The organism is Pseudoalteromonas sp. SWYJZ98, from assembly GCF_015864495.1.
Lineage (GTDB): Bacteria > Pseudomonadota > Gammaproteobacteria > Enterobacterales > Alteromonadaceae > Pseudoalteromonas > Pseudoalteromonas distincta.
Genome location: NZ_JADYXA010000105.1, coordinates 1 through 705, shown reverse-complemented (window position 1 = coordinate 705; position 705 = coordinate 1). Strand labels below are relative to the sequence as shown.

Annotated in this window: 1 protein-coding gene; it reads right to left on the bottom strand. The window is 59.9% G+C overall.

Annotated elements, in window-relative coordinates; translation table 11 throughout:
* A partial coding sequence (locus I6F10_RS20015) for a hypothetical protein (protein ID WP_197099318.1) occupies window positions 1–552 on the bottom strand: 552 nt, incomplete at its 3' end.
* Between the last annotated feature and the right edge of the window lie 153 nt (window positions 553–705).

Here is a 705-nt window from a genome sequence, read left to right as displayed (position 1 = left end):
GATGGGTTGGATGGCGCAGTCTTTGTAGTGGGTGCCGCCGACCTGCACGTCGAGCGCGTTGGGCACCATACCGATGGGCAATTCAGCCTTCGGCTGCTCCGTCCACGCTTGGCCGTCGAACGTCCAGCCGAGGGCGCTCAGGGTTTCTTCGGCGAGGGTGGCGCTGTCGGAGGGCTGCGGGGCTGCGGCTTTCTCGGCCACTTTGTAGGCGGCGATGTCTGCGTTACCGCAGTGGTTCCACATATATCTGTCGGCAGGACCGTGCTTGGTCGAGCGGCCGATCCTAACTTCGACCACCTTCCCGCGCGTTTCCGCCGGCTGCTCACCGCCGCGCCAGATCGTGAAGCCGTTCTCGTCCTTGACGAGTTCGATCAGGTCGCTGTTGCTCTCTCCGTCATAAAACTCAGCGCCAGTGTCGGACACCGAGTCGCCGTTTTCGAGGTCCCACGGCCAATCGTCGTGCCCGTCGTTGCTGACGACTTTGCGCTCTTTACCATCTCGGCAGCGCCACACCTGCCCCACCTTGATCTCAATGCCATTTACTCCGACCATGATTGCCTTTCGGTTGTTGATGGTAGGAAGTTTAGCAAACGCGCAAAAACTGCGCAAGGGGGTTGTGAGGGGTTTTAGCGGGAAATTTTCATGGCTTCCATGAGAGCGTCTTGGATGGAGGCTTTTGTGCGCAGGCGCTTCACGACAACCTCT